This is a genomic window from Acidisoma sibiricum (assembly GCF_057837225.1).
In genome coordinates, this window is the sequence record NZ_CM174445.1 from 2,918,837 (window position 1) to 2,943,806 (window position 24,970).

General features: G+C 63.4%; 26 protein-coding genes. 16 read left to right on the plus strand and 10 right to left on the minus strand.

Going from position 1 to position 24,970, the window contains the following annotated elements:
* Window positions 1-10: 10 nt before the first annotated feature.
* Both AC3G7M_RS13920 and AC3G7M_RS13925 read right to left on the minus strand, forming a co-directional pair.
* Window positions 11-970, minus strand: coding sequence for an ABC transporter substrate-binding protein (locus AC3G7M_RS13920; RefSeq protein WP_489212694.1), 960 nt, complete (start codon window positions 968-970; stop codon window positions 11-13).
* 183 nt (window positions 971-1,153) lie between these two features.
* Entirely contained in the window at window positions 1,154-1,942 is a 789-nt protein-coding gene (locus AC3G7M_RS13925) for an alpha/beta fold hydrolase (protein WP_489212695.1), read from the minus strand.
* A 229-nt stretch (window positions 1,943-2,171) separates the two neighbouring features.
* Between AC3G7M_RS13925 and AC3G7M_RS13930 the strand changes: the two genes are divergently transcribed.
* From AC3G7M_RS13930 to AC3G7M_RS13945, 4 genes are all read left to right on the plus strand, one after another.
* Complete coding sequence (locus AC3G7M_RS13930) at window positions 2,172-3,089, plus strand: LysR family transcriptional regulator (protein ID WP_489212697.1); 918 nt, start codon at window positions 2,172-2,174, stop codon at window positions 3,087-3,089.
* A gap of 167 nt (window positions 3,090-3,256) precedes the next feature.
* Window positions 3,257-4,354 carry an LLM class flavin-dependent oxidoreductase gene (locus tag AC3G7M_RS13935; RefSeq protein ID WP_489212698.1) on the plus strand — a complete coding sequence of 366 codons (1,098 nt, stop codon included), beginning with the start codon at window positions 3,257-3,259 and terminating at the stop codon, window positions 4,352-4,354.
* A gap of 5 nt (window positions 4,355-4,359) precedes the next feature.
* On the plus strand, window positions 4,360-4,752 hold the full coding sequence (locus tag AC3G7M_RS13940; protein WP_489212699.1) for a RidA family protein: 393 nt from the start codon (window positions 4,360-4,362) through the stop codon (window positions 4,750-4,752).
* Between the two features lie 12 nt (window positions 4,753-4,764).
* Window positions 4,765-5,142: a helix-turn-helix domain-containing protein gene (locus AC3G7M_RS13945; protein ID WP_489212701.1), complete on the plus strand. Its 378-nt coding sequence runs from the start codon at window positions 4,765-4,767 to the stop codon at window positions 5,140-5,142.
* Between the two features lie 49 nt (window positions 5,143-5,191).
* On the opposite strand, the gene AC3G7M_RS13950 is transcribed toward AC3G7M_RS13945, so the two are convergent.
* Entirely contained in the window at window positions 5,192-5,593 is a 402-nt protein-coding gene (locus AC3G7M_RS13950; RefSeq protein ID WP_489212702.1) for a Rid family hydrolase, read from the minus strand.
* Window positions 5,594-5,769: 176 nt separating this feature from the next.
* On the opposite strand from AC3G7M_RS13950, the gene AC3G7M_RS13955 reads away from it, so the two are divergent.
* From AC3G7M_RS13955 to AC3G7M_RS13965, 3 genes are all read left to right on the plus strand, one after another.
* On the plus strand, window positions 5,770-6,798 hold the full coding sequence (locus tag AC3G7M_RS13955; protein WP_489212703.1) for an Ldh family oxidoreductase: 1,029 nt from the start codon (window positions 5,770-5,772) through the stop codon (window positions 6,796-6,798).
* A 7-nt stretch (window positions 6,799-6,805) separates the two neighbouring features.
* On the plus strand, window positions 6,806-7,741 hold the full coding sequence (locus tag AC3G7M_RS13960; protein ID WP_489212704.1) for a lysophospholipid acyltransferase family protein: 936 nt from the start codon (window positions 6,806-6,808) through the stop codon (window positions 7,739-7,741).
* Window positions 7,742-8,013: 272 nt separating this feature from the next.
* A complete protein-coding gene (locus AC3G7M_RS13965; protein WP_489212705.1) occupies window positions 8,014-8,223 on the plus strand; it encodes a cold-shock protein in 210 nt (69 codons plus the stop codon).
* Between the two features lie 121 nt (window positions 8,224-8,344).
* Here the strand turns inward: AC3G7M_RS13965 and AC3G7M_RS13970 are convergent, their stop codons facing one another.
* Window positions 8,345-10,684 carry a penicillin acylase family protein gene (locus AC3G7M_RS13970; protein ID WP_489212706.1) on the minus strand — a complete coding sequence of 780 codons (2,340 nt, stop codon included), beginning with the start codon at window positions 10,682-10,684 and terminating at the stop codon, window positions 8,345-8,347.
* A gap of 241 nt (window positions 10,685-10,925) precedes the next feature.
* On the opposite strand from AC3G7M_RS13970, the gene AC3G7M_RS13975 reads away from it, so the two are divergent.
* The 8 genes from AC3G7M_RS13975 (at window position 10,926) to AC3G7M_RS14010 (ending at window position 19,111) form a co-directional block, all read left to right on the plus strand.
* Window positions 10,926-11,855, plus strand: a complete 930-nt coding sequence (locus AC3G7M_RS13975) for an AraC family transcriptional regulator (protein WP_489212708.1) — start codon at window positions 10,926-10,928, stop codon at window positions 11,853-11,855.
* A gap of 46 nt (window positions 11,856-11,901) precedes the next feature.
* A complete protein-coding gene (locus AC3G7M_RS13980) occupies window positions 11,902-13,344 on the plus strand; it encodes an ABC transporter substrate-binding protein (protein WP_489212709.1) in 1,443 nt (480 codons plus the stop codon).
* 56 nt (window positions 13,345-13,400) lie between these two features.
* Window positions 13,401-14,324: a carbohydrate ABC transporter permease gene (locus AC3G7M_RS13985; RefSeq protein ID WP_489212711.1), complete on the plus strand. Its 924-nt coding sequence runs from the start codon at window positions 13,401-13,403 to the stop codon at window positions 14,322-14,324.
* Window positions 14,311-15,168, plus strand: a complete 858-nt coding sequence (locus AC3G7M_RS13990) for a carbohydrate ABC transporter permease (RefSeq protein ID WP_489212713.1) — start codon at window positions 14,311-14,313, stop codon at window positions 15,166-15,168. The genes AC3G7M_RS13985 and AC3G7M_RS13990 overlap by 14 nt, the downstream gene beginning before the upstream one ends.
* Window positions 15,165-16,286 carry an ABC transporter ATP-binding protein gene (locus AC3G7M_RS13995; protein WP_489212714.1) on the plus strand — a complete coding sequence of 374 codons (1,122 nt, stop codon included), beginning with the start codon at window positions 15,165-15,167 and terminating at the stop codon, window positions 16,284-16,286. The genes AC3G7M_RS13990 and AC3G7M_RS13995 overlap by 4 nt, the downstream gene beginning before the upstream one ends.
* A complete protein-coding gene (locus AC3G7M_RS14000) occupies window positions 16,286-17,380 on the plus strand; it encodes an ABC transporter ATP-binding protein (RefSeq protein WP_489212715.1) in 1,095 nt (364 codons plus the stop codon). The genes AC3G7M_RS13995 and AC3G7M_RS14000 overlap by 1 nt, the downstream gene beginning before the upstream one ends.
* A gap of 13 nt (window positions 17,381-17,393) precedes the next feature.
* Entirely contained in the window at window positions 17,394-18,479 is a 1,086-nt protein-coding gene (locus AC3G7M_RS14005) for an alcohol dehydrogenase catalytic domain-containing protein (protein WP_489212717.1), read from the plus strand.
* 86 nt (window positions 18,480-18,565) lie between these two features.
* Window positions 18,566-19,111: an L-2-amino-thiazoline-4-carboxylic acid hydrolase gene (locus AC3G7M_RS14010; RefSeq protein WP_489212719.1), complete on the plus strand. Its 546-nt coding sequence runs from the start codon at window positions 18,566-18,568 to the stop codon at window positions 19,109-19,111.
* A 20-nt stretch (window positions 19,112-19,131) separates the two neighbouring features.
* Here AC3G7M_RS14010 and AC3G7M_RS14015 read toward each other — a convergent pair whose 3' ends face one another.
* The 5 genes from AC3G7M_RS14015 to AC3G7M_RS14035 form a co-directional block, all read right to left on the minus strand.
* On the minus strand, window positions 19,132-20,385 hold the full coding sequence (locus tag AC3G7M_RS14015) for an MFS transporter (protein WP_489212720.1): 1,254 nt from the start codon (window positions 20,383-20,385) through the stop codon (window positions 19,132-19,134).
* Between the two features lie 75 nt (window positions 20,386-20,460).
* Entirely contained in the window at window positions 20,461-21,393 is a 933-nt protein-coding gene (locus AC3G7M_RS14020; RefSeq protein WP_489212721.1) for a sugar phosphate isomerase/epimerase family protein, read from the minus strand.
* A complete protein-coding gene (gene denD / locus AC3G7M_RS14025) occupies window positions 21,386-22,375 on the minus strand; it encodes a D-erythronate dehydrogenase (RefSeq protein WP_489212723.1) in 990 nt (329 codons plus the stop codon). Before denD ends, AC3G7M_RS14020 begins: the two co-directional genes overlap by 8 nt.
* 101 nt (window positions 22,376-22,476) lie before the next feature.
* The gene (locus AC3G7M_RS14030) at window positions 22,477-23,445 is read right to left on the minus strand and encodes a LysR family transcriptional regulator (RefSeq protein WP_489212724.1); all 969 of its coding nucleotides are present in this window, start codon (window positions 23,443-23,445) and stop codon (window positions 22,477-22,479) included.
* A 23-nt stretch (window positions 23,446-23,468) separates the two neighbouring features.
* On the minus strand, window positions 23,469-24,278 hold the full coding sequence (locus AC3G7M_RS14035) for a metallophosphoesterase family protein (RefSeq protein WP_489212725.1): 810 nt from the start codon (window positions 24,276-24,278) through the stop codon (window positions 23,469-23,471).
* 136 nt (window positions 24,279-24,414) lie between these two features.
* Here AC3G7M_RS14035 and AC3G7M_RS14040 point away from each other — a divergent pair, with 136 nt between their 5' ends.
* Complete coding sequence (locus AC3G7M_RS14040; protein ID WP_489212726.1) at window positions 24,415-24,744, plus strand: hypothetical protein; 330 nt, start codon at window positions 24,415-24,417, stop codon at window positions 24,742-24,744.
* 43 nt (window positions 24,745-24,787) lie between these two features.
* On the opposite strand, the gene AC3G7M_RS14045 is transcribed toward AC3G7M_RS14040, so the two are convergent.
* A complete protein-coding gene (locus AC3G7M_RS14045) occupies window positions 24,788-24,967 on the minus strand; it encodes a hypothetical protein (RefSeq protein WP_489212727.1) in 180 nt (59 codons plus the stop codon).
* Between the last annotated feature and the right edge of the window lie 3 nt (window positions 24,968-24,970).

Consider the following 24,970-nt stretch of genomic DNA (forward strand, 5'->3'; position numbering starts at 1 on the left):
CGTCTCGCGCTTATGGCGCCTTCAGCTCGATCGCGTAATCGGCCAAAGCCGGCTTCGTCTTGATCAGCTTGTGGTCGTACATGAACTGCTCGTAGTCGAGATAGCGCTTCTGATCGAGGGTGAAGGGGTTCTTCGCGAAATAGCCCAGAGTCTGATACCAGGCCGTCTTGTTCAGCTTGTTGTTCAAATCGGGATGCTGCTTGATGAAGGCCGCCCACATCTCATCCGGGTGCGCTTCCAGATAGGTCGTGCCTTCCTGCAAGGCCGCGAGGAAAGCCGCGATCTTGGCATCATGGGCTTCGCGCTTGTTGGCGATCAGCACCAGCTCGTCATCCGGCGGCACGCCGTAATCCTGGGGCGTGAAGGTGATGGGCGTCTTGCCCATGTCCTTGAGTTCGTTGACCTCGAAATTGCGATAGGCGCCGATGACACCGTCCACCTGATGCGCGGTGAGCGCGGTCACAAGCGCGAAGTTGACGTTGACAAGGGTGACATCCTTGGGCGAGATGCCAACATGTTCCAGCATCGTATTGACGACGGAATCATCCAGTCCTGAGACCGAATAGCCGATCTTCTTGCCCTTGAAATCCTGCATCGTCTTGATGCCGCTATCGCTGATCGTGGCCAGCACATTAAGCGGCTTGTTGATGACCGTGCCAACCCGCACGACCGGCAGGCTTTGATCGGCCATCAGATAAAGCTGCGGCTGATAGGTGAGGGCAAGATCCGCCTGGCCGGCCGCGATCTGGCGGGGCGGCAGGCTGGGATCGGCCGGCGCGATGATCTTGACGTCCAGGCCATGACGCTGGAAGGCGCCGGAATACTCGGCTGCCAGAATGGTCGCGTGGTCAGGATTGACGAACCAATCCAGCAGGACAGTGATCTTCTCATTGGCATAGGCCGCCGGAGCGTAAGCCGCGGGAGCTGCGACCAGCAAGGCGACGAGACTCAACATGGAACGACGCAGCAAAGAGGCCTCCTGTTTTGAAACCGCCGCCCGAGCCACAGGCTCCGGTCGCGGTCATATGAATATCCCTGCCCTGCCGGTCCTGGTGGCGCAGACGCTCTGCATGCCGCCATCATAACCCTCGGGCAGTCGATCCGTTCGGCTTACGCGCGCCCCTCCGTGATGAGAAGGGACTTCATCCCGCCCTTAATAGGCGAGGAAGGTGGTAACGGCCTTGTTGAAGCTCTCCGGCTCGCAATGCGAGACCGCGTGGCCGCCATAGGGCAAAACCTGCAACTCTGCGCCCGGAATGCCCCGGGCGAGTGCCTCCGACGATTCCAGCGGCGTCAGATTGTCGTCACGCGCCACCAGAACCAGCGTCGGGCATGCGATATGGGGCAAATAGGCGCGGCCATCGAAGGCGGTCACGGCCTTGACCCGCGCTTCCAGAATGGAAGCGGTGGTCGAATGCTCGGCATTGCGGACCAGCCCTTCTTCGATGCCCGCCCAGTTCTCACAGAGATAGCGCGGCGGAAACAGGAAGACCGGCGAGGCCCGGTGATACATCCCCGGCCCATAGGCCTTGAGCAGCTTCAGGCGCATCTCCATCGCGAGCGCCATTTGCGGGCAGAGCGTCGCCCAGGCGCCGTACAGCACCATCCGCGCGATCCGGCCCGGATGGCGGGCAGCCAGCACCTGGCCTATGGCACCCCCCGTCGAATGGCCGACGAAGAGCACCCTGTCCTCCCCCAGCGCATCCAGCAATCCGACCAGATCGTCGGTCAGACCTTCGATCGAATAGCTGCCTTCGGTGCGGACACTGTCGCCGGTGCCGCGGTGGTCGTAGCGAATGACGCGATACTGCTGCGCCAGAGAGGCGATATTCGGGTCCCAATAGGAGGCGACGCCGGCCAGGCCCGTCACCAGCAGAAGCGTGGGGCCGCTTCCCGCAATCTCATAATGAAAGGCTTCGCCCCGAACCTGCACTGACGGCATTCAGCCACTCCTGATCCTTGGTCCGGCCCGGGCCCCGTCCTTTGACCCCGCGCCGCTCGCCGCGCGCCGCGCGCCGACGAACACCCTTGCTGAGGCCGAGCATAGGAAGAGGCGGCGCCAGTCCCTAACCGAATGTGTTGCATGCCATGTTGCCGTCTGGGCAACGCCAGTGGCAGTGTCGGTCACCGCCTTTGCGCCAGGCCCGGACGGCCACGAACGGAGCTTTACGATGAATCTGAGCGCCTATCGCTATTTCAATGAGGTCGCGGAAACCCGCTCGATCCGCCGCGCCGCCGACCGGTTGCATGTCGCGCCCTCCGCCATCAGCCGGCAGATCGCGATCCTTGAGCGCACACTCGGCTCTCTGCTGCTCGAGCGCACCAATACCGGCATCCAGCTCACCTCGGCCGGTCTGGTGCTGGAGCGCTATACCAGGCACATGTTCCGCGACCTCGAAAGGGTTCAGGAAAGCATCAGGAATATGAAGGGGTTACGCCTCGGCGAGGTGAAAATCTGGGTGATCGAGGGACTGCTGCTGGATTTCCTCCCCCGCGCCATTGCGGAGTTCAACGAGGAATTTCCGGCCATCAAATTCTCCGTCTATTCCGAATCCTCCGACCGCATCATCGAGGCGCTCATCCGCGACGAGGCCGAGATCGGCATCGCCTTTAACGTCAAACCCCGCCCCTCCATCGAAATCGCGGCGCAATATACCGAGCCGGTGATGTGCATCGCCCATCCGTCTCATCCTTTCGCCGACCGCGAGAGCGTGACCCTGGCGGAGATTTGCAGCCAGCAGATCACCTTGCCGGTCGCGAGCTTCGGCCTGCGCCAGTTCATCGATCAGGCCATCACCAAGCAAAGGCTGACGCCCGACATCCTGGTCTCCACCAATCATCTGGAGATGACCAAGGCCATGGCGCTGACCGGCAAGACCCTGGCCATTGCCCCGGCTTTGGCGCTGCGGAAGGAGTTGATGGACGGGCGGCTGAAGGCAGTGCCGATTTCAGACCCGGACTTCGCTTCGGCCACCTCGGCCGTCTGTATCCATCGCGACCGCCGTCTGTCTTATGCGGCGGCGGAGTTCCTGAAGCGCCTGGTGAAATCCTTTCGGGCGGCCGTGGACTCTCCCGGCGGCCTTGCGTAGCCCAGGCCCGTTCCCTCATCGTGCGCATGGCTCGTGTTGCCGGAAACGCAACGCCACGCGGATCATATTGGAGCACGCTGGCCGAGGCTTTGCTGCTAGCTTTGCTGCAGTGCGATGACGGCTTTGCCTTCGGGCAGCCTCTCTGAGGTCTGGGAATGAATAGGGCTATGACATCAGTCGAACTGGGCGTGTTCCTGCCGGTGGGCAATGGCGGCTGGATCACGTCCACGACCAGCCCGCAACTTCCCGCGACCTATGACTACAACAAGGCCGTGACGCTGCTCGCCGAGGAGATGGGGTTCGATTTCGCGTTGAGCATGGCGAAGTGGCGCGGCTATGGCGGACCCAGCCAGCATTGGGACGTCACGCTGGAATCCCTCACCACCATGTCCGGCCTCGCGGAAGCGACCAGCCGCATCGGCGTCTGGGGCACCGTCCATACCATGATCTTTCACCCGGCCGTCGTCGCCAAGATGGCGGCTGTCATCGACCAGATTTCCGGTGGCCGTTTCGGCCTCAACCTTGTCGCAGGCTCCAATCCCGCCGATCAGGGCCAGATGGGACTGTGGCGCGACCTGGACCATGAAGGCCGCTATGAGCTGGCCGAGGAATGGATCACCGTCGCGAAACGCCTGTGGTCCGAAGATCGCGTCGACCATGACGGCCGTTTTTATAAACTCACCGATTGCATGTCGAACCCGAAGCCCGCCAAGGCGCCCCCCATCATCTGCGCCGGCGCATCCGACCGCGGCTTCCGCTTCACGGTCCAGAACTGCACAGGCAGCTTCCTGCTCGGCAGCAACCGCGACGATTTCATCAAGACTGCATTGCGGGCCAAGGAAATCTCGGCCGAGATGGGCCGCGACGATTTCAAGACTTATGGGCTTTTCACCATCGTGCCCGGCGGGACGGATGCCCAGGCGCAGGAGCGCGCGGACTATTTCAACGCCGGCGTCGATACGGAAGCCCTGGACAATCAGACGCGCGAATATGCGTCTGACCCCAGCGTGAAGCAGAACACCATGGCAAACCGCTTCATCGCCCAGGGCGAAAGCCGCAATTCCATGTCTCCGGCGGCGATCATCGGGTCACCCGAGACGATCGCGCGCAAGCTCGCCGATATCACCGTCAACGGCAAGCTGAATGGCATCACCGTCATAGTACCCGATTTCATCGACGATCTTCGCACCATCGGCCTGGAGGTCGTCGCCGGGCTGCATGCCCATGGCGTGCAGACCAATGCCTATCAGCATCAGCACGGATGACGCGCATGACCATCATCAATCCGCCCGGCCTGAAGCAGCAGAGCTTTTACAATCACGTCAAGATCCGCCCTGGCACACCCGTTTTCGCGACCGGCCAGGTGGCCTGGGATGAGAATGGCGATGTTGTGGGCGTCGGCGATATCGATGCCCAGGTCTCCCAGACCTACAAGAATATCGGCCTGCTGCTCGCCGGGCTTGATGCGACACCGGATGATATCGTGAAGACCGTGACCTATGTCACCGATCCGGCTTTCGCCCCCGCCATCCATCGCGGACGGCTGGAATTCTTCGCGGGCCTCGATCTGCCGGCCAGCACCTTCCTTCATGTCGCGGGCCTGGCTGACGCGCGACTGCTGCTTGAAATTGATCTTGTCATCATGGTCGCCGACCGGCGCTAAGGCGCAGACGCCATGGCGCTGAACCGCTCGGCCGCACAGCATGCCATTCTGCTCCGCGCCATCCGCTTGATCGAGCAGCATCTGGCAGACCCGGACCTGTCACCGGCGACGGTCGCACAGCATGCCGGCATTTCCTTGCGCTACCTGCAGCAGCTTTTTGAATCGATCGGCGACAATGCCACGCAGGCTATTCGCCGCCGCCGTCTGGAACGCTGCCACAGTGATCTGCGCGATCCGCGCTACGGCGCAGAGTCCATCACCGAGATCAGCTTCCGCTGGGGCTTCAACGATGCCGCCTATTTCAGCCGCATCTTCAAGGACGTCTATGGCCTGTCACCATCGGCGCATCGCCGCGGCCGCGACGCGCGCAGAGAGCGGCTGGTCGCCTGATGGGATGACAGACTGACCGCCTAGACAGAGGCGGCCAGGAGCAAATTGCTTAGCGGGTGATGACGGCGGTCGTCGCGATTTCCACCAAAAAGTCCGGCTTCACCATCTCGCCCTTCAGGCAGAAGCGCGCGGGCAGGAAGTCCTTGAAGTATTCGACATAGACCGCGTTCATGGCGTGATAGTCTTCCATGGTGCGCAGAAAAATCTGATTGAAGGTCACGTCCGCCATGGTGCCGCCGGCCAGCTCAATCACCGTCTTGATGCTGTCCAGCACGCGGCGCGTCTGCAGGGTGATGTCACCGGCCCCGACCAGACTGCCGTCATAGGGGTCAAGCGACAGCATGCCCGCGACATAGACATGATTGCCGGCCTTCACGCCCCAGTTGAGATGCAGGGTGCCGTTCGCGGTCTTGCCCGGCAGCCAGCCCGGCGGATTGATGGCTTCGTTCATTGCGTTTTCCTTTTTTCCCGACACGACCTGGATCGCGGCGCGACAAGGGCCGCACCCTAGGCGCGCCTGCGCAGGCGCGCATGGACAAACGCGCACAAATTGCGCCATCCGCCCTCCCCTTGGTCTCTTCCCCGGCCCAGGCTATCTGTCGCGCGCGAAGACCTAAGGATTGCGGGATGAAGTCAGCGATTGTCGTGCCGGTGGATCAACTGGCAGCGCGTCTGCAGCAGAAGCTGACGGACGCCGGCGCCGACGCCCCCTCCTCCGCTTCCACCGTCCGCGCGCTCATGCATGCGTCGCTGCATGGGGTCGACAGCCATGGCGTGCGCCTGATCGGCTATTACGACGCGCCCTTGCGCCGCGGCCATATCAACGGCCGGCCACGCATCACGGTGCGGCAGACCGCGGCCGCGACGGCGATGGTCGATGGCGATAACGGGCTTGGCCACCACACCAGCTATGAGGCGATGACGGTCGCGATCAATCTCGCGCGTGACAGCGGCATCGGCGCGGTGGGAGCGACCGGCTCCTCCCATTACGGCGCGGCCGGCGCCTATGCCCTGGCGGCGGCCGAGGCCGGGATGATCGGCCTGTCCACCACCAATGCCGAAAGCCTGGTGACGCTGTTCGGCGGACGGGAGGCGTTTCACGGCACCAATCCGCTGGCCATTGCGGCCCCGGTGCCGGGCGAAAGGCCCTGGCTGCTGGACATGGCGACCTCCTCCATCCCCTTCAACCGCGTGCTGCTGTACCGGTCGCTGGGCCAGACCTTGCCGCCAGACGTCGCCGTCAATGCGGCCGGCGAGCCCGTGCGGGACCCGGAGGCGGCGGACATGCTGATGCCGATGGGTGGCGCAGATTACGGGTTCAAAGGCGCGGCGCTGGCGGGGCTGGCGACCCTTCTCTCCGCCATTCTGACTGGCGCCGCGCTGGATCATGAGATGGAGTCAGTCGCCGCGGACGGCACCAAGCGTCCTCCGAGCCTCGGCCATTTCTTCATCGCCATCGACCCCGCGCGTTTCGCCGGTGGCGCCCAGATGGCGGCGGGCATGCGCCGCTATCTGGATGCGCTGCGCGCCGCGCCCTCCCGCGACGGGCAGCCGCCCGCCATGGCGCCCGGCGACCGCGAATGGAAGGTCGCCGACCAGCGCCAGCGCGATGGCATTCCGGTGGACCCGGATACCGCGCACCTTCTGGGCTTCTGAGCACCCAATGGAGCGGGTCAAACGCCACCGCGTGCATGACGCCCGGCGCCGCTATCCCGCGCAGAGGCTGACGAGGCTGGTCTTGCGGGGCGTCTTCGGGTTTCTCCGTCTGATCGGGCCGGTCAGCGCGTCCAATCTGGCAGGGGCGGTGGCGGCTGCGATCGGTCCGCATCTTGGCCCGTCGAAGGTCGCCGATCGCAACCTCATCCGCGCCATGCCCGCGCTGACCGCAGCCGACCGGCGCCGGATCATCGGTGAGGTCTGGCGCAATCTGGGCCGCAATGTCGGTGAATTGCCGCATCTGGCGGCTTTGCAGCGCACGGAGAGCGGACCGGGCTGGGAATTTGTGGGGGCAGAGCATCTGCCGCCTGGCCAGGCGATCTTCTTCTCCGCCCATTGCGGCAATTGGGAGATGATCCTGCCGATTGCGGCGCAGATGGGTCTCTCGGTGTCAGGCGCCTATCGCCGCGCCTCTAACCCCGCAATGGACGAGGCCATTCAGGCTTTGCGCCTCGCCGCCCACGGCAGGGATGTCACCATGTTTGCCAAGGGCGCTGCCGGCGCCCGTGCGGCACTGCTGCACCTGGCCCGTGGCGGATCGCTCGGCCTACTGATCGACCAGAAGATGAATGACGGCATCCCGGCACCCTTTTTCGGCCAGATGGCGATGACGGCAACCGCACCGGCGCAATTCGCGCTGCGCTTCGGACTGCCGCTGGTGCCCGTACGGGTGGACCGTATCGGTCCGGCGCGGCTGCGCATGATCTGCGAGCCGGCCTTGGACATCCCGCTCACCGGCGACAGAACCGCCGATATCGCGGCGATCACCGCGGCCCTCAATCAGACTGTGGAAGGCTGGGTGCGCGCCAATCCCGGTTCATGGCTGTGGCTGCATCGGCGCTGGCCGAAGCCAGATCGCGGCCAAGCTCAGTCTTTTGACTAATACGTCTCTCTTCGCCGTAGACGAGGCGCTTTCCGGGCACATCGTTTCCATTCAACCGTGCGCTGCGAATGGCGCATGACTGGCGGTTTGTCAGAATTGTCTTGCCGATACTGCGCCGAGGGTCTAGAGAGCTGTCATCGATCTTACTGACGAACTTTGTTCCTGCGCTTCTGCGCCGCTGACGATCTTCCTCTTTCAATATCGACCATGATCGGCCCGTCATGGCTAACCGCCCGGGCTACTTTTTGTAAACGATTGAAAGGAAAATCGTCATGACCGTTGGAACCGTTAAGTTCTTCAATATGACCAAAGGCTTCGGCTTCATTCAGCCGGACAACGGCGGCCCGGACGTGTTCGTCCACATCTCGGCCGTTGAGCGTTCGGGCCTGCATTCCATCAACGAAGGCCAGAAGCTCAGCTTCGACGCCGTGAAGAACGATCGTAACGGCAAGATCGCCGCCGAGAACCTTCAGGCAGCCTAACGAGACAGCGTCTTGGGCCGGTGACCACGGATGTACTGGCACCAGCCCTTGAGGCGCTTAGAAGAAGGTCGGGTTCGCCCGGCCTTTTTTGTGTCTGGGGTCTGGACTCCCTAAAGCCCGGCTATCCGCCCGGCGGACGCAAGGTGATACGGCGCACGGCAGCCGCATCGACCGCGGCCTCGCTATACAGTAGCGGCACGAAGTCCCCCTTCGACCAGGTTTCTGCCAAATCCCTGTAATGGGGTGAGCGCGCATCGCCGGATTGTCCCGGCGCGTTGATGCAGCGGCTATTGTCCCAGTCGCCCACGTCCAGCACCATACGGAAGGACGCACCGAGCACGACCCGGAAGTCGCCATAGCGATAGAGGGCGTTCATCGGCGTGGACTCGCTGCCGCCCATCGGCAGCGGCCCGACATTATGGGCCTTGGTCCCCGTGACGCCGGCCAGCGCATGCTCGAAATAGCCGTGATGCAGCTGTCCCCAGGCCCAAAGGCTGGGATCGTCCCCCATTCGCGCCACGCATTCCGCATAAGCCGCCGAGAGGGTCTGCAGCAGCAGCGCATCGCGCGCCGCGGCGCTGGGGAAGAACCCGTCGGGCTGTTCCAACCGCAGAAGAATGGCGTCGACGTCACCAATCCCCATCTGCGCGCGCACCGCTGTGTCCGCCACCGTCACGGCGAAGACGGCGGGCCGCAGATGCTTGGACCACCAGACTTCCGACAAGGCCGCCGCCGCACTCTCAGCCGCCAGCTCGCCAGTCCAACCCTGAAGCAGCGCAAGGGCCACCTTCGTCAGCGGCGCCTCGGACGACAGCCGGCCGAGGAGGACGGACAGACGGCGGGCGGGGATGGAGACGATATCGGCCTGCAGTGCGCAGGAGGTCGCAATGGAATGCACCGGCGTCTGCGCGAAGGCTTCGGCGATACGGCTGGCGCGCGAGGATTCAATCCATTCATGGCCGATTCTGGCCGCCGGCAAAGACCAGTCTGGGGGCACGTTCTGCTCATTTGCCGTCGCGACGAAGCCCGAATCGGGGTTCAGGACATGCGGCAGATCACCGGCCCGATAAAATCCCTGCCATTCGTAGCGTCCGTCGCCCGGCACCGGCAGCAGCCCGTCCCAATTGGGCCGAATCGGGGAGAGGCCCGCGGCGATCCAGGCGATATTGCCCGCGGTATCGGCATAGACCTGATTGACCGCCGGCACCGCCCAGCGCTGCATGTCCGTCGCGAAATCGGCATGGTTTGTCCGCCGCATGGACGAGATGCTGACGAAATAGGCGGCCGCCCCCGGCTCAAACCAGACCGAGCGCACGGCATAGGCGCGGCGCGCGGCTGGGTCTTCATAAACCACCGGCCCATGGCGGGTGAACTTCAGGCGCAGCACCTGATCGCCCGCGTCCTTGACCATGGCCGTCTCTACGATGACGCGCATGCGCTCCCACCCGTCCTGGTAGCGGTAGAGATCGGGGTCATCGGGATGCGTCTCATAGACATAGACGTCCTCCTCGTCGGGACCGAAGAAGAGCGTCAGGCCGAAGCCGATAGTGCCGTTATGTCCGGCCATGATACCGGGCACGACAGGCTCACCCGCGCCGATACCGTCAAATTCCGGGCAGGTGAGATGAACGATATAGCGCAGTGACGGCACCGCATGGGCGCGGTGCGGGTCATTGGCCAGGATGGGCCGCCCGGTCTCGGTCAAGGGTCCCGCGATGACCCAGTTGTTCGAGCCCTGGCCGTTCGTCTCCCGCACCACTTCGCCGAGCGGCGTGATCTTCCGCCAGTCGCCAGCCTGATCGAGGTCGGCCGCCAGCCGGTCCCCCGAGAAATGGACAGGCACGAGGGCAAGCTTGAACGTGTCCAGCACCGCCATCGGGATCGAGCCGATATCGAGGCCCTCCGGCAGGTCCGGCGCCTTAAGCGGATTGAGATTCTGGCGCAGCAGATCAGCCTCGGCACCGGCTGATGCCATGACATTGGCGCGCGTCACTTCGGAAATTGCATTGCGCATCAGGGCATGGCTGCGGATGCGCACCACATCCTCTGCCTGCCATTTGGCGGGGCGCGTGCCGAGGTCCGTGAATTCCACGGGCAGGCGATCAGGCTCCCGCCCGACCAGATCGATATAGGCGTTGATGCCGCGCACGAAGGCGCTGCAGATGTCCTGGGCGTCAGGGGCGTAGGCTGCCCATTCCGCCGCCATGTCGCCACGATAGAGGAACAGCCGGGCGGCGCGATCCTGCTCCAGATAGCCAGGGCCGAAGTCGGCCGCCAGCAGGCCAAGGCCCCGTTTGCGCCATAGATCGAGCTGCCACAGCCGGTCCCGCGCCGCGTTAAAACCCTGGGCGAAGAACAGATCCATCAGATTGCCGGCACGGATATGCGGAATGCCCCAAGGGTCGAGCAGGATCGTCACCGATGCGTCGAGACCGGGAATCGTCAGCACGTCGTCGCTCATGGTCAGTCCCTCGGCCTCGCCTTGATCCGGGCAGGATGGCATCGTGGTACCCAGGCAGCAAACCGACTGGGCGCAACCGAGCAAAAAAGTATCAGTCTTGTCCGGCACGTGATGTAGACGCCCTGCCCTATGGTGGATAACGTCTGCCCGAGAAAGAGACGACGGCGTGGCAACACGTCCGTAAACGTCCTCGGGAGGAAAGTCATGGCGGGTCTACCGGCTATGTCGACCAGTGAACTCCATGCAGCCTGATCTGGAAGTGGTCAGCCTGCACACCGATGCGTCCTTCGCTTGCTGGGCGCATGGCTATCCCTATCGCACGGTGCGCTGGCATTTTCACCCGGAATACGAAATTCATCTGGTCACCGCCACACGCGGCCGCGCCTTCGTGGGCGACCATGTCGGCATTTTTGAACCCGGCAATCTTATTCTGACCGGTCCGAATTTACCGCACAACTGGCTGAGCGATGTGCCGCCTGGCGACAGCGTGCCGGAGCGTGGGCTGATCGTGCAGTTCAGCGAAGATTTCATCACCCGCTGTTTTGACACCTTCCCTGAAATGGCCGCGGTCAGCGATCTGCTCAAGGATGCCGCGCGCGGCGTGGAATTCTCAGCCGAGGATGGCAAGAAGGCCGAGCCGCTGCTGCGGGAGCTGCTGACCGCGCACGGCGTGCGGCGCCTGGCCTTGTTCTTCGCACTGCTCGATCTGCTCTACCGTTCCACGGGCAAGCGCATCCTGTCGAGCCGGGCGTACCGGCCCGACCCCGTCACCTATATGGCGCAGCCGCTCAATCATGTGCTGGACTATATTGCCTCGAATTTTATCAGCGACCTGCGCGAGACCGAGATGGCCGCACTCAGCGGCTATACGCTGGCGGCCTTCTCGCGCGCCTTCCGCCGCCATACCGGCGTCAGCTTCGTCTACTACATCAACAGCATGCGCATCAAACGCGCCTGCGACATGCTGATTGCCGATGAAACGCGGATTGCCGAAATCTGCTTTCGGGTCGGCTTCAACAATCTGTCGAATTTCAATCGGCAGTTTCTGGCTCACAAAGGAATGGCACCGCGCGCCTTTCGCAATCACCACCGCGCCATTGCGGAACATGCGATGACAGCCGCCATTCCCGCACCTTCCCCGGCGAGCGTGGAGCGACACTGGGGCGCCTGAGGGACGATCGCCTATCAATCAACAAGTAAGAAATGGGGGAACGACCATGCATGAAAAAGCCAAAGACCTATGTGAAGCGTTTCAGGCGCGCGGCATCGGCCGTCGTGATCTGATGCGGCGGCTCGCCGCGCTCGGCATTACGGCCAGTGTCGCCGATATGATGGTCAATGCGACGGCCACGCGTGCGCTCGCCGCCGATTTCGATTGGCAGGCTTATAAGGGCACGAGCCTCAAAATTCTGTTGAACAAACATCCTTACGCCGATGCGATGATCGCCGATCTGCCGGCCTTCAAGGCGCTGACGGGCATCAACGTCACCTATGACATTTTCCCCGAGGACGTTTATTTCGACAAGGTGACGGCTGCCCTTTCCTCCCATTCCACCGAATACGACGCCTTCATGACCGGCGCCTATCAGACCTGGCAATACGGTCCGGCCGGGTGGCTGGTCGATATGAACGAGTTCCTGCAGGACAGTTCCAAGGTCGCGCCGAATTACAATTGGGATGATGTCCTGCCCAATCTGCGCGCCTCCGACAGCTGGTCCGGCAAGCCCGGCGATGCGCTGGGTGGCCCGGGTGCCAAGCAATGGGCGCTGCCCTGGGGCTTCGAGAACTACATGCTGACCTACAACAAGGCCGTCTTCGACAAGCTGAAGCTGACGCCGCCCAAGAATATGCAGGAGCTGATGACGACGGCTGCCACCATCACCCAGCAGGGTGGCAACGGCATGTATGGCATCGGCGTGCGCGGCAGCCGGTCCTGGGCCACCATCCATCCCGGCTTCCTCTCCGGCTATGCCAATTTCGGAGCGAAGGATTTCGACATCACCGATGGCAAGCTGAAATCCGCGGTCAATTCCAAGGAATCGAAGGATTTCACGGCGCAGTTTGTGAAGATGGTGCAGGATAGCGGGCCAAAGAACTGGGCGACCTATACCTGGTACGAAGTCGGCGCCGATCTGGGTGCCGGCACCTCCGGCATGATCTATGATGCGGATTGCCTCGGCTATTTCACGGCCACCGGCAATACCAAGACCAAGGGGCAGCTCGGCTTCGCGCCGATCGCGCCCAACCCGGACCAGAGCCATCCGACCTCCAATGTCTGGATCTGGTCTCTGGCGATGTCCAACTTCTCCACCCGGAAGGACGCGGCCTGGTATTTCCTGCAATGGGCGACGGGCACCGACCATCTTCTGTTCGGCGCGCGCGACCATGACATGGTCGATCCGGTGCGTGCCAGCATCTGGAAAGATCCTGAATTCCAGGACCATATGAATGCCAAGGTGCCGGGTTATCTGGAGACCTATCAAGTCACCTCGCCTGACGCCAAGATCTACTTCACGCCGCAGCCGCTCTTCTTCAACGTCACGACCGATTGGGCGGCAGCCTTGCAGCGGATGGTCGCCAACCAGATCCCGGTCAGTGAAGGGCTGGATGCGCTGGCCGCCGCCACCGACCGTCAGATGAGCGACGCCGGCCTCGGCTGACCAAGGCCAGGGCAGCCGGGGTTTCCCGGCTGCCTGAGGCCATCGGAGAACATGGAATGTCCCAAACGCCCGTGACGACACCCGCACCACCGCGACGGCCGATCCTGCCGCGCGCCCTGCCCTATCTGCTGAGCTTGCCGGCCTTGCTGGTCTGCATCGGCATCCTTGTGCCCTTCCTGACGGCCGTTTGGTACAGTCTTGAGCGCTACAATCTCTCGATGCCCTATATGCGGAGCTTCATCTGGTTCAAGAACTATATCAGCCTGTTCACCGACCCTGACTTCTGGAACACGATTTCCGTCTCGCTCACCTATACGGTGGCGACCGTGGTGCTGGAGCTGCTGCTGGGCCTGGGGATTGCGCTGCTGCTGCGGGAGCGGACGCGGCTTAACAACATCATCTCCATCGCGCTCCTCATGCCGCTGATGACAGCCCCCGCGATCGCGGCGCTCATGTGGAAGCTGATGACGAATCCCGGCTTCGGCGTGTTGAGCTGGCTGATATCGCTGGTCGGGGTGACGAATTTCAAATGGGCATCGAGCCCGCATACGGCGATGTTTACCGTCGTGCTCGTCGATATCTGGGTTTACACGCCGTTCATGATGATCCTGCTGCTGGCCGGGCTGCGCTCTTTGCCGCAGCAGCCTTTCGAGGCCGCACGACTGGACGGCGTCAATGCCGGTTTCGTTTTTCTGCGCATTACTTTGCCGATGCTGACGCCCTTCCTGTTCACGGCCGTCTTGTTTAGAACATTGGATAGTATTCAGCAGTTCGACATCATCTACGCCATGACCCAAGGCGGACCCGGCAATAGTCTTCTGGTCTTTCAGGTCAGGGCCTATCTCGAATTCTTTTCCTATACCAATGTCGGCCGATCCGCTGCCATCCTGATGATTCTCTGGGCCATCACCTATGTGCTCAGCCAGGTCTTCGTGCGGCAATGGATGAAGCTGCGGGAGCGTGCTCATGGCGCGAGCTGATAGGCTGTGGCGAATGCTGCGCGGCATCGCCCTGACCCTGGTGGTTGTCTTCTTTCTGTTCCCGATCTTCTGGATCGTACTCATGTCCTTCGAGACGAATGAGACGGTCCTGCAGGTGCCACCCACATTGACCCCGCATCTGACTTTGGAGAATTATGTGGCGCTGCTGTCGGGCAAGCTGAATACCGCCACGGGCATCATCAACATCACCTTCCTGCACAATCTTTGGAACTCCGTTCTGCTCTCCACCTGCTCGGTCGTGGTCGCACTCATCCTGGGCGTGCCGGCGGCCTATGCTTTCGCGCGCTTCCGCTTTCGGGGGGGTGAGGATATCGCCTTCACCCTCCTCTCCTTCCGCTTCGCGCCACCGCTCCTGGTGCTGCTGCCGCTGACCCTCTATTTTCAGGATATCGGCCTCAGCAATACCTATGTCGGCCTCATCTGGATCTATCAGCTCATCTGCCTGCCACTGATCCTGTGGATCGTGCGCGGCTATTTTGAGGATGCAAGCCCCGACATCGAATATGCCTACCGGGTTGACGGCCATTCCTGGTGGCGCGCCTTCACCCGCATCGCGATACCCCTGGCGGGGCCCGGCATTGCCGCGGCCGCGCTCCTATCCTTCATCTTTGCCTGGAATAATTTCGTCTTTGCCCTTGTCCTGGCCTCGGCCGACAAGCAGCCGGTGACGGTGGGGGCGCTCGCCTTCGTCACCGCCTCCGGCATTCAATACGGCATCATCGCCGCTGCCATTGTGCTCTCCATCCTGCCGACGCTCGCCCTTGCCCTTTATGCGCAGCGCTGGCTGGTCGAAGGGCTCAGCCTGGGAGCGGTCAAAGGATGAGCGCTGTCACCGCCACCGACGGCCTCCAGGTGCAGGCCATGCGCACCGCCTTCGGCAAGACCACCGTCCTGCACGGCATCAACCTGGCGGTCGCACCCGGCGAAACGCTGGTGCTGTTCGGACCCTCGGGCTCGGGCAAAACGGTGCTGCTGCGCGCCATCGCCGGGCTGGACCCCAATGCCACCGGCCGCGTCATCATCGGCGGGCGTGACGTCTCCACCGCCGGGCCGGAAAAGCGCAGCATCGGCGTCGCCTTCCAGAACTTCGCGCTCTATCCGCATATGACTGCGGCCGAGAATATCGCGAGCCCGCTGCAGGCCCGCAAACTGCCACCCAAGGAGACTGAGGAGAAGGTCAGCGCCATCGCGACGCTGCTCAAGATCGGCCATGTGCTGGGGCAGCAGCCGCGCGCACTGTCCAATGGGCAGAAGCAGCGCACAGCCCTCGCCCGCGCGCTGGTGGGATCGCCGCGTGTGCTGCTGATGGATGATCCGCTGCGCAATGTGGATGCCAAGCTGCGCTATGAAATGCGCATGGAACTGCCGCGGCTGCTGCGCCGTGCGAATGCGGCGGCGGTCTATGTCACGCAGGATTACCGGGAAGCGATGGCACTGGGTGACCGGATTGCGGTGCTGATCGACGGGCGCATCGTGCAGGTGGACGGGCCGGAGCAGGTCTATGCCGCACCCGCCTCGGTGGCGGTCGCCAAGCTGTTCGGCGATCCGCCGCTCAATCTCATCCCCTGCCGGCCGGTGCTGGGCCATGACGGCGTCCATGTCTCGGTCTTCGGTCTTGATCTGACCGTCCCCATGGGGGCCACGCTTGCCGGGCGTGATGCGCTGCTCGGCCTGCGCCCGGAAAGCATCGACATCCTGTCCTCACCCGCGCCTGGCGCGGCGCAGGCGACGCTCGCGGCCATCACACCGCTGCACGGCAAGGTCGTGCTGCTGCTGCGCCTGCCCAGTGGCGAGGACATCCTGGCCAGCATGGTGGGTGAACCACCTGAAGCCGGCAGCGCCGTCTGGTTCCGCCCTGCGGCCGGGACGGCCTTGCTGTACGATGCTGAGAGCGGGCTGCTTGCCGGCCAGATGGGTGTTGCGACCGAGGAGGCCGCCTGATGCTGATGCTCGATCATCTCAGCAAGGCCTATGGCAAAAGCAGTGTGCGCGCCGTGCGCGATCTGACGCTGCAGGTCAATGACGGCGAATTCATCGCCCTGCTTGGCTCCTCGGGCTGCGGCAAAACCAGCACGCTGCGCATGATCGCGGGGTTTGAAGCGGTGACCGAGGGCAGCATTACGCTCTCCGGCCGGCGGATTGACGGGCTGCCGCCCGCGCAGCGGCGCGTCGCCATGGCCTTTGAGGGCTATGCGCTGTATCCGCCGCTGACGGTCGAAGACAATATCGGCTTCGGCCTTGCCAGCAAGCCAGGGTTTGATCCGCGCCAGCGCGTGCGGGAACTGGCCGATCTGCTGGAAATCGGCGCCATCCTCAAACGCAAGCCGGCAGGTCTTTCCGGTGGCCAGCAGCAGCGCGCCTCCCTTGCCCGCGCGCTCGCCCGTGACGCCGAGCTGCATCTGCTGGATGAGCCGATGGGCCAGTTGGAACCGCAATTGCGTGCCGTGCTGCGCGGCCGCGTAAAAGCGTTGACCAAGGCCCGCGGCCTCACCGCCGTCCTCGTCACCCATGACCAGACCGAGGCGAATGCCATGGCCGACCGCATCGCCGTCATGGAAGGCGGCGTGCTGCAGCAATTCGGCACGCCGACGGAGTTGCGCGAGCAGCCGGCCAATCTCTTCGTCGCGACCTTTTTCGGTGAGCCGCCGATGAATGCGCTGCCGGCGATGGTCGAGGGCGACGGCCTGTATCTGGACGGCGATGACGGGGTGCGCGCGTCCCTGCCCGGTGTCACCCTGCCGCCGCTGGGCACGGAGGTCGTGCTCGGCCTGCGGCCCCATGCCATCACGCTGGGACAGGGTAATTGGCAGGCGACCGTCATCTCCAACCATTGGCTGGGGGATGAGGCGCATGTGGCGCTCGACATGGGCGGACGCCTGATCGTGGCGGTCAGCCATCAGCGCGTAGCGGCCCAGACAGGCAGCATCATTCCCCTCGGCTTCGCCCCGCATGACCTGCATCTGTTTGACGCCACAACGGGACTGGCCCTGCTGCATGGTACGCGCCTGGCCGCACAGCACCTGTCTCTGACATAGGGAGATCCGGGCGATGAGCCTGAAGAACAATCGCATGACGGCCATCGTCTGCCATGGGCCCGAGGATTACCGGGTCGAGGAAAAGGACAGGCCCTCACCCGGTCCTGGGGAGATGGTCATTCGCATCACCGCCTGCGGCATCTGTGCGAGCGACTGCAAATGCTGGTCCGGGGCCAAGATGTTCTGGGGCGCGGACCCTTGGGTGAAAGCGCCCGTGGTGCCAGGACATGAATTCTTCGGCGTGGTGGATGAAATGGGGCCGGATGCGGCCGCGCATTTCGGCGTGCAGCCGGGCGACCGCATCATCGCGGAACAGATCGTGCCCTGCGATCGCTGCCGCTACTGCCGCAGCGGTTCGTACTGGATGTGCGAGGTCCACCATATCTTCGGCTTCCAGCGCGATGTCGCGGATGGCGGCATGTCGGATTACATGCTGATCCCGAAAACGGCGCGCGTGCATGTCATTCCCCCGTCCCTGTCGCTGGAAGATGCCGCCATCATCGAGCCGATGGCCTGCGCCATCCATACGGTCCAGCGCGGGGATATTCAGCTCGATGATGTCGTGGTCATTGCCGGCGCCGGTCCCATCGGCCTGATGATGGTGCAGGTCGCGAAGCTGAAGACGCCGAAGAAGCTGATCGTGATCGACATGGTGCCGGAGCGGCTGGCGCTGGCCCGTGGCTTCGGCGCGGATATCACCATCAATCCGGCCGAGCAGGACGCGCTCGCCATCGTGCAGGAAGCGACTGGCGGCTATGGTTGCGATGTCTATATCGAGGCGACGGGCTCGCCCTCCGGGGTCGTGCAGGGTCTGTCGCTCATTCGCAAGCTTGGCCGGTTCGTGGAATTCTCCGTCTTCGGCAAGGAGACCTCGGTCGATTGGTCCATCATCGGAGACCGCAAGGAGCTGGATATTCGCGGCGCCCATCTCGGCCCCTATTGCTACCCGATTGCGATTGACCTGCTGTCCCGCGGGCTGGTGACATCGAATGGCATCGTCACGCATGACTTTGCCTTCGCAGATTGGGACGAAGCCATCCGGCTCGCGAATTCGCTCGATTCGATCAAGGTGCTGATGAAGGGTGGCGCCGGCGTCTGACCGCAGGGTCAGCCGGCAGCGGGAAAGCGATTGAACGGGAGGGCTATCAGCGGCAAGCTTGTGGGATGATTGGGAGCACGGCCGCGATGAACGACCCCGTTGAGACGCCGCCCGCGATACCGCTTGACGGCGGGCTTGGCATATTGGCCCGCCGGCGCATCGAGGCGGCGGTGATCGCCCCGATCTATCATGCCATGTGTGCGGAGATCGGCGAGGCGCGCGCCCGGTCTATCCTCGACCGCGCCATCCGCGATGCCGCGATCAGCGCCGGACAGGGCTTTGCCGCCCAAACGCCGGGCGGCACCAGCCTGAAGACCTTCGAGGAACTGCTGCACCTGTGGACGCAGGATGATGCCTTGACCATCGAGGTGCTGCAGGCGACCGACACACAGTTCGATTTCAATGTCCGCCGCTGCCGCTATGCCGAGACCTATCGTGAAATGGGTCTGGGCGAGATCGGCCATGTGCTGTCCTGCAATCGGGACGGCGCCTTTTGCGAAGGCTACGATCCGCGGATGAAATTGACCCGAACGCAGACCATCATGGGTGGCGCCAGCCATTGCGACTTCCGCTACAGGCTTGTGGAAGACGGTGCAGACCAGGCCGATAGCGGCACTGGCCTGCCGTCTTAGCGGCCGCGCGCGACGGCTGCTCAGTCGATGATCGCCTCAAGCTCCTGGCCAGGCGGAATGCGGCGCAGCAGCAGGGTACACCACATGCCGAGCGACATCAGGGTCGCGACCACCAGCCAGGTCAGCACCGGCTGCCCATAGGTCGAAATGCCGATCCAGAGCAGGCTGCCGACCACGAAGCCCAGGACCTGCATCGCCGAGAGGAAGCCGATGGCGGTGCCACGCAGGCGGGTCGGGAAACTCTCGCCCTGATAGGCGTAGCCAGCCCCCGACCAGGTGCCATTGGTGGCCTGGTAAAGCAGGAAATACATGATCAGCAGCAGCCAATGCTGATGGACATAGATCATCGCGACCGAGAGCGGTGCGACCAGAATGCCTGAGACGATGATCACTTCGCGCCGTCCGAAGCGTTCGCCGAGCAATCCCCCGATGATGTAGAAAAAGAAGCCGATGCCGCCGCAAACCAGCAAGAGCGCGCTGGCGCCCTGGACGGTGAAGCCTTTGACCGTGGTCAGCCAGTAGCTGATGTAGAAATTGGTCGCGACATAGCTGGCACCATAAAAAACCCAGGTCACCGCGAGCAGGAACAGCTGCCGGCGGATGGCCCCGGTTTCGAGAAACAATTCGCGCAGCGAGGGCTTCGGCAACCCGTCCGCCTTTGCCTTTTCCTGTTCAAAGCGGGGAGATTCGCGAATGAAGATCCGCCCGGCGATCACGGCCACGACCGGCAGCACGCCGAGCAGAAAGACAAACCGCCAGCCCATGCCGCCGAACAGCAGATAAACGCCCGCGGCCAGAAACACGCCGAGCGGCCACCCGCCTTGGACGATGGAATAGAGCAGGCCGCGGCGTTGCGCCGGGACCTGTTCGTTGACGATGGTGATGGAGACGGCAAGTTCGGAATAGGCGAGACCGGAGGCGAGCGCCCGCACTGTCACCAGTTCCCAGAATCCCTGCACCAGGCAGGTGAGGCCCGTGAAAATCGCCGTGCCCAACAGACAGATCATCCAGACCCGCCGCCGGCCGAAGCGATCCATCATATAGCCGGCGAAAAGCGTGATGACGAACTGGGCGCCGAACACGAAAAAGCCGAGCAGACCTACGCCTGTCTGCGAGATATGCAGGCCCTTGGCGATATCCGGCAGCACCAGCACCAGAAGATTGACGTCATAGGAGGCGAGCCCCCAGCCGGCGAGGGCCACGATGACAAGATAGGTGATATAGCGCGTGTCTGTCTGTTCTCGTGGCAAAGCCACGTCCTTGAAACGGTTCATGTGCATGCTCCCCCTGAGGGCCAGGCTCTTTCGGCCTGGTCCCCGTGCGACAAATAATCAGCCCCGATCGATCGGTCAGATATGCTTTGGCAGAATCCGACGCAGATAGTTCCGGTTGGTGGCACTCACGCTCAGCCCGTCACCGCCGTAATGCTCCACCAGAAAAGCGCTGCGGAATCCATGGGCAATCGCCATCTTGATCGCAACGCGGTAGTTGATGACGCCCAATTCCAGCGGCGCCGGAGCAGTGACGACAAGGCCGGTTGTCTCATCCTCGGTGCGGAAATAGTTTTTGACATGCCAGTAACCGGCATAGGGCGCGGTTTTTTGCATCATCGACAGCCAGTGCTCGACAGGCCTATGCAGGCGAACCAGATTGCCGAAATCGAGATTGAGCTTCACGTTCGGCAGATCGACATCCGTCACGAAACGGACCGAACTATCGGCGGTACCCAGGTAAGTATCCTCATACATCTCAAGCGACACTTCGAGTCCAAGAGACGCCGCGTGCTGGCCTAGTTCGCGAATGCGTGAAACTGCCTTGGCCCAGACAGCGGGATCATCCGGGTCGACATGTCCTTGAACGGTCCAGAACCAAAGCGCCTTTTTTTGTGCGGGTGTCAGCGCCTGAAACAAGCCGAACGACACGGCTTTCGCGCCGATTTTTGCGGCCGTATCGAGCAACCGATGGCTATAGGCGAGATAGTCGTCGCCGTGTTCCGCATCGATCACGCTGCGCCGCGCGGTGGAGATGGCCGGAATCGTCAGCCCGGCCTGTTTCACCACCGCCATGAACTCATCCAGCCGTGACGGCGAGAGGTCCGCGATGCGCAGCCAGGAATCGGTCGGGTCCAGTTCAGTGAAGCCGGCGTCGCTGACATCGGCCAGCGTCGCGGCCCAAGCCTCGGCCGGCTGATCCTGCACCGAACTGCCGTCGGGCAGGATGTTCTGCTGCTGGATCATCGCGGCCGCGATCGGCCAGTTGTCGCGTGTCAAAGACTCAGACATGACGCAGTTCCCCACCCAGTTCATCCTCGATATGGGCGCGGATGATTGCTTCGAAACTGCTTTCGGTCGTGAAGCCGAGCGACAGAGCGCGCTTCGGATCAAAGGCTCTGGCCCAGCCACCGACAATCCGCGCGATGGTCGCATCTGGCACGCGCCGGATCAGCGCCGTTGCCCGCGGACCAGCGACCTTTTCCAGCGCCGCGATCTGCTCCGCGACGGTCACCGACAAAGCCGGCATCGACAGGTTCGGCCGGTCACCGAGGCGGCTCAGATCCATCGTCGCCGCATGGCGCAGGAAGCCGACGGCCGAGCGCGGGCTCGTCATCCAATGGCGGGTCTCATCCGGCACGGGCAGGATCGCTTCCAGCCCGACCAGCGGCTCCCGGATGATGCCGGAGAAAAAGCCCGAGGCCGCCGCATTCGGCTTGCCGGGGCGCACGCAGATGGTGGGCAGGCGCAGGCCGATACCCTTCACGATGCCGCGGCGCGTGTAATCCGCCAGCAGCAATTCGCCGATCGCCTTCTGCGTGCCGTAGCTGGTCTGCGGCGTCACGATATAGTCATCGCCGATGACATCAGGAAAGTCGCCGCCGAAGACCGCGTTCGAGGACGCGAAGACAAAGCGCGGCGTCCAGCCGTCCTTGTCATGCTGATGGCGGATCGCATCCAGCAGCAGGCGCGTGCCGTCCAGATTGACCTTGTAGCCTTTCTCGAGATTGGCCTCCGCCTCGCCGGACACGATCGCCGCCAGATGATAGATCATATCGGGTTTTGACGAGAGCAGCGCCGTGATCGCGTCAGGTGAGGCCACATCCACCGCGAGCGTTTCGGCAGCGCCATCAAAGCCCGCAGGCACTTGCGGCAGCACGACATCGGCGAGCGTCATGCGACGGACGGCAGCGCCGTCAAGCGGCTGCGCGGCCAGGCTTTCGGCAAATTTTCGGCCGATCATGCCGGCAGCGCCCAGAATCAGGACATGCATCAGGCGGAGTCCTCCCTCGATTTCTCGTGCCCGGCCGATCGGGGCTCGGGCGACGTTATTGTCTTTGGGGGAGTATTTGGCCTGAACCGGGCATGCCGCCACTAGCGAGTTGGAACCACTCGATCAGGATTTCCGATCGCGGCTGACAGGATGACGCCATGCACATGGGCGACCGTCGGCGTCTGCGCCCGGTCAATGGCGGTAATCAGCGCATAGGGACCGAGCAGGTCGGGGATCGTCACCGGCAGTTCGACCAGCATGCCGGCCGCCTGGAAATGCCGGCTGACGCTATGCGGCAGGACGGCCAGCAGACGGCTATGCTGCAGCAGCATCACGGTCGCCAGCACCGAGGAGGCTTCGATCTGATGCGACGGGACCGGCAGCAAGGCGAGCGTGAAGGCGGCCTCGATGGCGCGCCGCATGGGGCTGGGCGCGGCCTGCAGTATCCAGCGTTCCCCGGCGAGATCGGCCAGGCTGGTAATGGCGCGGCCATCCGGCTGCCAGTCCGGCCCGGCCACTACGCGCAGCGCTTCGGTGCCAAGCGCCACGCAGTCGAGACCCGATTGGCGGTCGGCGCCCAGAAGCCGTCCGATCATCAGGTCCAGGCGGCCGGATTGCAGCTCCACCAGCAAGGCGTCGCTGGTATCGGTCGCCAGTGACAGGCCGATGGTCGGGTGGTCCTGCACGATGCGGGCGAGCAGCGGCGACAGGAAATCCGGTACCGCGGCGACGATGGCGCCGATCCTCACCTGGCCGGACAGGCCGGTTTTCAGCCCCGCGAGTTCCTGCTGCAGGCGCGACAGATCGGACAGCATCAGCCTTGCATAGCGCGCGGTCAGCGTGCCGAAGGCGGTCGGCACCATGCCCTGGGGCGTCCGCTCGAACAGCTGGGCGCCGAGCGCGTTTTCCATCTCCTGCAGCAGCTTGGTGGCCGATGGCTGGGACAGATGGATGCGTTCCGCCGCGCGATGCAGGTTGCGGGTCGCCTCAATCTCCAGCAGCAGCACCAGCTGGCGCAGCTTGAGCCGGTTCAGCAAAGGGCTCGGGTCGATCGGCGGCGCGGCATGCATGGCTATTCAATGCCGCCGCGTCTCTAGGCCAGCGACCGGGCTGGCCTGAGCAGGCCGGGTCGCCGCTCAAGGCCAGGAAAGACGCCGCCGCTTTGCATGGTTTCGCTCAGAATAAGCTCGCGGTCCACGGCGCCGCGATCCGGCTCGCCCACGGCCTGGAGGAATCTCTCCTCGCCGCCGTCGAGCACGATGGCGGTCAGGAAACCGGACCGGTAGGCGCCGGTATCGGCCGAGATGCGGTTGCCCGCGAAGATGGGCCGGTCGCCGATGATGGTATGGCCATGGACGACACGCCGGGGCAGCGCGCCGGGATAGTCGAGAAACTCGGCCCTGATCCAGAGGAGATCTTCCTCCTCCTGATCCGCGAGCGGAACACCAGGCCGGATGCCGGCATGGACGAAAAGATAGGTGCCATCGTCATGGGTCAGCGGCAGGCGAGACAGAAAATCGACATGCCGGCGCAGCCGATCGGCCATCGTCAGACCGTCGCGCGCTCGGCCGTAGCTTTCCAGCGTATGATTGAACAGAAACCAGGCCCAGTCTGGCACCATGGAACCCGTGGTAACGGCATGGACGAAGAGATCGTCGTGATTGCCGCGCAGGCAGAGGAATTCATCCTCGGCGCGCTCGGGACCGGCGATCAGCCGTTCGATGACGCCATAGGAGTCGTGGCCCCGATCGACATAGTCGCCCGTGAAGATGATCTTGGCCCGGGCCCCGCGGTCCGTGGCATCAGCCGTGATCAGGTCGAGGAGGCGGTTCAGCAGATCGAGCCGCCCGTGAATATCCGCGATGGCATAGGTCACCACCCGTTTAGAATCGAAGCTTGACAATATCCGCCGCACCTTCCGTTTCAGCCTCAATGGCAGATCGCGCCGCGTCCGTCACGCAGGCGCGTATCAGGTCTGCTGCCGGTATAGTGGGCGCTCGGATGACCGGCCGCCAAATCTGGGCTGAGGTGACAGAGAGATGAACACCGCCACCGCCTGCCGCCTGTATGCGTTCTGCAGCCTTGCTGTCCTGGTGACGGCAGCGCCCGCCGCATGGGCTCAGCCCATTCAAGGCCCCTATATCCAAGGGTCGGCCGGCATCACCTTGCCCTCGTCTCAGTCGATTAGCCAGGGCGCCGGCAATCCTCCCACCGCGTCCGGGTCATCGGCCGCGGCGGCCGCAAATGCCGCCATCAACGGGAAATCGGGCGCGGCCGAAAGCGGCAGCGCGGGATGGGGTTTCGGGAATGGCGTGCGGGTCGAAGTTCAGGGCATGCATAGCCAGCAGAGCCTGGGCAATGGTCCCTGAATTTCTGCGTCCTATGACGTGGCGCGGCTTTTGCGGCGAAGGATCAGGGCTCGCGGCCGAACATGGCCCTGTAGACTTCCTTATAGGCCAGAACGACGTCCGGGATGGTATCGGCGGATTTGATGGTTCCCAAGACATGGGCCGTGAGCGTCGCGGCGGCCTGAGCCTCGCCTGCGCGGATTAAATGCTGCATTTCGGCAGAATTCTGACTGTAACTGGTCACGAT

Bases quoted from the DNA above. Each gene is read 5' to 3' on its own strand.
- AC3G7M_RS13925 (WP_489212695.1), bottom strand. From the start codon at position 1,942: ATGCCGTCAGTGCAGGTTCGGGGCGAAGCCTTTCATTATGAGATTGCG.
- AC3G7M_RS13930 (WP_489212697.1), top strand. From the start codon at position 2,172: ATGAATCTGAGCGCCTATCGCTATTTCAATGAGGTCGCGGAAACCCGC.
- AC3G7M_RS13935 (WP_489212698.1), top strand. From the start codon at position 3,257: ATGACATCAGTCGAACTGGGCGTGTTCCTGCCGGTGGGCAATGGCGGC.
- AC3G7M_RS13940 (WP_489212699.1), top strand. From the start codon at position 4,360: ATGACCATCATCAATCCGCCCGGCCTGAAGCAGCAGAGCTTTTACAAT.
- AC3G7M_RS13945 (WP_489212701.1), top strand. From the start codon at position 4,765: ATGGCGCTGAACCGCTCGGCCGCACAGCATGCCATTCTGCTCCGCGCC.
- AC3G7M_RS13950 (WP_489212702.1), bottom strand. From the start codon at position 5,593: ATGAACGAAGCCATCAATCCGCCGGGCTGGCTGCCGGGCAAGACCGCG.
- AC3G7M_RS13955 (WP_489212703.1), top strand. From the start codon at position 5,770: ATGAAGTCAGCGATTGTCGTGCCGGTGGATCAACTGGCAGCGCGTCTG.
- AC3G7M_RS13960 (WP_489212704.1), top strand. From the start codon at position 6,806: ATGGAGCGGGTCAAACGCCACCGCGTGCATGACGCCCGGCGCCGCTAT.
- AC3G7M_RS13965 (WP_489212705.1), top strand. From the start codon at position 8,014: ATGACCGTTGGAACCGTTAAGTTCTTCAATATGACCAAAGGCTTCGGC.
- AC3G7M_RS13970 (WP_489212706.1), bottom strand. From the start codon at position 10,684: ATGAGCGACGACGTGCTGACGATTCCCGGTCTCGACGCATCGGTGACG.
- AC3G7M_RS13975 (WP_489212708.1), top strand. From the start codon at position 10,926: ATGCAGCCTGATCTGGAAGTGGTCAGCCTGCACACCGATGCGTCCTTC.
- AC3G7M_RS13980 (WP_489212709.1), top strand. From the start codon at position 11,902: ATGCATGAAAAAGCCAAAGACCTATGTGAAGCGTTTCAGGCGCGCGGC.
- AC3G7M_RS13985 (WP_489212711.1), top strand. From the start codon at position 13,401: ATGTCCCAAACGCCCGTGACGACACCCGCACCACCGCGACGGCCGATC.
- AC3G7M_RS13990 (WP_489212713.1), top strand. From the start codon at position 14,311: ATGGCGCGAGCTGATAGGCTGTGGCGAATGCTGCGCGGCATCGCCCTG.
- AC3G7M_RS13995 (WP_489212714.1), top strand. From the start codon at position 15,165: ATGAGCGCTGTCACCGCCACCGACGGCCTCCAGGTGCAGGCCATGCGC.
- AC3G7M_RS14000 (WP_489212715.1), top strand. From the start codon at position 16,286: ATGCTGATGCTCGATCATCTCAGCAAGGCCTATGGCAAAAGCAGTGTG.
- AC3G7M_RS14005 (WP_489212717.1), top strand. From the start codon at position 17,394: ATGAGCCTGAAGAACAATCGCATGACGGCCATCGTCTGCCATGGGCCC.
- AC3G7M_RS14010 (WP_489212719.1), top strand. From the start codon at position 18,566: ATGAACGACCCCGTTGAGACGCCGCCCGCGATACCGCTTGACGGCGGG.
- AC3G7M_RS14015 (WP_489212720.1), bottom strand. From the start codon at position 20,385: ATGAACCGTTTCAAGGACGTGGCTTTGCCACGAGAACAGACAGACACG.
- AC3G7M_RS14020 (WP_489212721.1), bottom strand. From the start codon at position 21,393: ATGTCTGAGTCTTTGACACGCGACAACTGGCCGATCGCGGCCGCGATG.
- denD (WP_489212723.1), bottom strand. From the start codon at position 22,375: ATGCATGTCCTGATTCTGGGCGCTGCCGGCATGATCGGCCGAAAATTT.
- AC3G7M_RS14030 (WP_489212724.1), bottom strand. From the start codon at position 23,445: ATGCATGCCGCGCCGCCGATCGACCCGAGCCCTTTGCTGAACCGGCTC.
- AC3G7M_RS14040 (WP_489212726.1), top strand. From the start codon at position 24,415: ATGAACACCGCCACCGCCTGCCGCCTGTATGCGTTCTGCAGCCTTGCT.